Here is a 4,698-nt window from a genome sequence, read left to right as displayed (position 1 = left end):
TTCGTGACTGAGGACACCACATCAGAGCAAGACCGTATCGAAGATGCGGCGGCTCTCTGGCATACACGTCTGGAGGCCGGGACGGCTGATCTCGATGCATTTAATGCCTGGAGAGATGAGGACCCGCGTCATTCCGTTGCCTTCTCGCGCGTCCTGGCCACGGCGGATGCCATAGACGATCTTCGCGGTTTCGACTTTAGCGACGACCCTGATTTGCGCACTGGGGCCGGGACGCGGCGCATGTTCATGCGGGCCGGTGCGGCAGCGGCCGTTGTCGCCGTTGGGGCGAGTGTCTGGGCTTTCAGCCAGCGCCGCGCGTCAGCCTCAACCAACATTGGTGAGCGCCGGTTGGTGCAGCTACCAGACCGCATCAGCGTCGAACTGAACACCGATACGCGCGTCGAATGGAAGCAGGTTCAGGGCTCCGTTCGCCTCTGGCTTTTGCGGGGTGAGGTGGCTGTTTCTGTGCCCAAGGGACAGAAGCCGTGCCTCTTGGAGACCCCCGCCGCGACCGCCGAAATCAGCGGTGATGTGAACGCAAGGCTTCGCGCATCGGCTCTGGATTTGACCGTTTTGCGCGGGGCCTGCGTGGTCAAGGAGAGTGCGAAAACAACGCCACAGCGGCTGGAAAGTCAGCAGTCATTCTTAGCCGGAGCAGGTGCCGGAACGCTGCGAAACATCACGCCGCAGGAGCTCGAATCCGCCAGCGCCTGGCGCATGGATACGCTCGAATTTATGGGCCAGCCGCTGGCCTTAGCCGTCGAAGAATATAACCGTTACCTGACCCAACCCATCGTCATTGTGGACCCGGATATTGGGGCCATTCGCGTCGGCGGAAGGTTCAGTTCACGCGATCCTGAGGGCTTTTTGCAGACGGTACAATCGAGCTTTGGCGTGCGGGTTTCGACCGGCCCGAAGGGCGAAATCCTCCTCACAAAGTCTGACCAAGCGGGCTAAAAAAATGAAGAAATCTGACGCCGGATCGACAAAACGAAGGCCAAAAGTCCATGTCCATCTGTGTCCATAGACATCGGTGGAATTTGGATATTCGGGTCTTTTCGTCGCCAATAATGCCAGGGTCCACGCGAAATTTGATTGGCCTAAAAGCCCAGATTACCCCCGCCGAAACCCTGTCAGACAGAAGCCATTTTGCGAGGAAATTCACGGCGAATGGTGTGCAAGCTGCCGAGGCGCGAAGTGGCAAGATCGTACGAGATTCGGCGAGGTACGGTTAGGGAATAGGCAAGATAAAAGACCGTCTCTCAGAGCCGGTAAGTCATTGTCTGCACATCGGAAATTCGAGAGACAAGCGCGATGAGGTGAGAGACAGTTGTCGCCTAAGGCACTGATTTTATTGAGGGGGGAGTCTCGTAAAGCTGCCTCATATTCTCAATTTGTGCAAAAAGCGGAGCGCACGCAGTCTCAAACGGCGAAATTTTCCCTATCAACGGTCATCGGCAAGGTGGGAGCTTTAACGGGCGGATGGCGCCTTAAAACGGGTTAAATTACGGGCGCAGTGCTGGCATCGCGCGGTCACAACTGTTTTTGGCCCAAACCTGTTTTTAGCGGCCGAATGCGATCGCGCAATTTTGCCCCCCCCATTGGCCGGTGGTGCGGTTACCTATCCACGCCGCCGTTCACTCCGAAGCCGGTTGTACTCGGTGTTTCAAACGAGGATGACTTATCCTCGAACCGAAAATGCATGGGTACTCCCTCCAATTAGCGCAGAATTGCTTGATAGAGGCGCAGTACCGCTGGCGCCACATGGCGATTTGAAGGAGAGTTACGCCGGTTGAATGAAATTGAGGCATTTGGTTGGGGTGGCGCAGCACCCAGTCGGAAATTGCGATCAAGCCTGTTGATCTCTATCGCGGGGCGCGCCAAGGTGGAGCTAATCACTAGGGGTGATGGGGGGATTGCGCGGCATTAAAGCTGAAAGCCCTAAGCCAATCGCCCGAAATGGGGGAGGGTCTGATGTCTATCTACGTTGTGCCGAGGGCTGGGCTCCCGTCTGAGATGCCCGCACATACCTTTGTCTTGCGCTCCGACAATTGGGACGATTTCGGATACTCGACGCTGTACGAGTTGCACTACTTCAATGACGCGGGAGAGCGCATTGAGCTCGGCGGGATCAAAGTCATGCGTCGCGGCCAGACGATGGGGGGCCATGCAGAAATGCCTACGTCTCCATTCCACAGGTTAACGGACGACTATTGTGCGGTCGGCCAAGACCAGCGCTATTACGAGGCAATCTATGCCTTGCCGTCAGATATTCGAAAAGATTTTCTCAAACGCATAAGAGATTGCGCCTTCGACCTCAGCATACTCAAAACTTTTGAGGATGATGAGGTGTTCAATACGTCTCTATGTCGCTTCATACGAAAGTCAGACATCTCCCGGTTGTTTCACAGCATACTGATGGGCAACATCGCCCAGACAGCCTTCAACTTCCGATTTTTAGTCCCGCCAAGCGGCGATGCAGGGCTGACAGTCTCAGTCGAACCCCATTCCTTGCCGCCTTCGAACGTACACGTATTGATTGGTCGCAACGGTGTCGGCAAGACGCGTCTCCTTGCGGACATGATTGATGTGCTAACCGGACACGACGATGATGCCGCCTTCGGGATTAAAGGCAAGATTGATTTTCCTGGTTTCAATTCTGAAGAAGAGCGATTCACCAGCTTGGTGAGTGTCGCTTTCAGCGCCTTCGACAAACTAATGCCAGTCGCGCAAGATAGGATTGCCGGCTCAGTCAAATATGCATACGTCGGTTTGAAAAAAACACCCGGTCCGTCTCGGGATGTGAAGAATGCCGAGGGCCCAGACACAAGCGAGGGAGACAGCTCGCTCGGTACGCAACTCAAGTCTGAAAAAGAGCTCGAAGACGAATTCCGCCAGTCCTTGGAAAACTGTGTCCCAAATCCACGCCTAGAGCGGTGGCTTCGGGCGATTAATCTTCTGACCTCTGATCCGATCTTAGCCGATTACGACCTAGCGCGGCGGATGGTGTCAGAAGGACTTCAATCTGTCGTACAGGTGTTCGAGACGCTTAGCTCGGGGCACAAGATCGTCCTTTTGACGGTTACCCGTCTGGTCGAACTCGTGGATGAAAAGACTCTTGTCTTGATAGATGAGCCAGAAACCCACCTCCATCCGCCACTTCTAGCCTCTTTTACAAACGTGATCTCCGATTTGCTTATTGCTCGCAACGGAGTGGCGCTAATAGCAACCCATTCTCCGGTCGTCCTTCAAGAAGTCCCTACGAGTTGCGTGACTATCCTCAATCGGTCAGGGTCTGAGTACAGTTTCTTGCGGCCTGACCTAGAAACCTATGGCGAGAATGTAGGCACATTGACCCGAGAAGTTTTCAGCTTGGAGGTTTTAGAAAGTGGCTTCCATGCGCAGCTAAAAAAGTCGGTGTCAGAGCTGGGCTACGAGGGACTTTTGCGTGAGTTTAACGGCCAAATTGGATCTGAGGGACGCGCGTTGGCACGGTTGCTGAACACGACATTGCAGCAGGGTGAAGATGCATAATCTCCCTATTCCCGATATAGATGACATGGTGGTTTTTGACACCTGTATCAGCGTAAAACCCGCAGCCCTGAGGCAGCGTTTCGAAACGGCAAGGAATGGGGTGAGTGCGGCCTATGCAAACTATGCTGACCGGGGAACCAATGACCTCCTGCTTGGCATCCAAAGCATTTTGCCCTTTGAACACATCGCACTCACCACACAAGAGTTCCGGCAACTCTATGCGGGGCAGGTTCTGCACAAAAGCGGTCCCGCGCGCTCGATCTACGACAAGATACAGTTGGCAGCCCGCCGTTGCCCCTTTTGTTCGCACGGCGCGCCACGAACTCTAGATCATTTCCTTCCGAAAGAGTCCTTTGCCGAGTTTTCCGTCCTTAGCAAAAACCTCGTCCCCTGCTGCCGAGACTGCAATGGCGCGAAGCACTCAAAGGTCATTTCTGCGGACGAGCAGTTTTTCCATCCATACTTCGATCAGATTTCAGGCGGTACTTGGCTGGAGTGCCGCCTGGATTACGGAGGGGGGACGCCGGCGCCAGTCTTCTACGTGAACATGGCGGCTGAGGGCGTCGCTGAACCGGTTCTGAAAAAGCTGGAATATCAGTTCGGAAAACTTGGCCTCAGCGCAATATATGGCACTCAGGCCATTGATGAGATTGAAGGTCAGATGCGGTATTTGTGTCGCCTACATCAAGCGGGGGGAACAGACGAAGTCACTGCTTTCCTCGCCGAACAGGTTGAGTCCAAAGCTGGGCATAGTGTGAATTCGTGGCAGGCGGCTCTCTATCGAGGGCTCTTTCGCGACGCAAATTTTAGCGCCATGGAATGGAATGTCTGATCCCCGTCTGTCCTCACACTGCCCTGCGGCACTGCACTCTTTATTGTCACGACCATGGTGGCGTGTACATGTCGGGGTTGGCAACTAAAGCGATACGTAGTTTTTGAATGTGCCGAACTCTAGAGGGGGGGACGCGCGAGTGGTTGGTTAAAGACCATGTGCTTTCTTCCGCTATTGGGACGAAAGATGGTGCGGACTGAAATTGTCCGGAATGGGCGCGAATGCGACAATACGACAGACGTTTCGACTTGGCCACTAGGCGCGCCAGAGCTGGATCAATTCCACGGGGTAACCTCGGTCCCGAAGCTTTCCGCTGATCGAACTGCGGCGAA

At 54.7% G+C, this 4,698-nt stretch carries 3 protein-coding genes; all 3 read left to right on the top strand.

The features are described 5' to 3' along the window. Window positions 1-957 (top strand): FecR domain-containing protein (locus Q0072_RS03480; protein ID WP_298325784.1); only part of this gene is annotated, 957 nt, incomplete at its 5' end. A gap of 1,017 nt (window positions 958-1,974) precedes the next feature. After that, window positions 1,975-3,534 (top strand): AAA family ATPase, encoded by a 1,560-nt coding sequence (locus Q0072_RS03475; RefSeq protein WP_298325781.1) that lies wholly within the window; start codon window positions 1,975-1,977, stop codon window positions 3,532-3,534. Then, window positions 3,527-4,366, top strand: a complete 840-nt coding sequence (locus Q0072_RS03470) for an HNH endonuclease signature motif containing protein (RefSeq protein ID WP_298325779.1) — start codon at window positions 3,527-3,529, stop codon at window positions 4,364-4,366. Before Q0072_RS03475 ends, Q0072_RS03470 begins: the two co-directional genes overlap by 8 nt. Window positions 4,367-4,698 lie beyond the last annotated feature (332 nt).

The sequence above is a fragment of the Asticcacaulis sp. genome, from assembly GCF_027484505.1.
GTDB lineage: Bacteria > Pseudomonadota > Alphaproteobacteria > Caulobacterales > Caulobacteraceae > Asticcacaulis.
This window is presented reverse-complemented; position numbering and strand designations above follow the sequence as displayed.

Excerpts from the sequence above, each read along its gene's own strand:
- Q0072_RS03470 (WP_298325779.1), top strand. The coding sequence starts at position 3,527 with ATGCATAATCTCCCTATTCCCGATATAGATGACATGGTGGTTTTTGAC.
- Q0072_RS03475 (WP_298325781.1), top strand. The coding sequence starts at position 1,975 with ATGTCTATCTACGTTGTGCCGAGGGCTGGGCTCCCGTCTGAGATGCCC.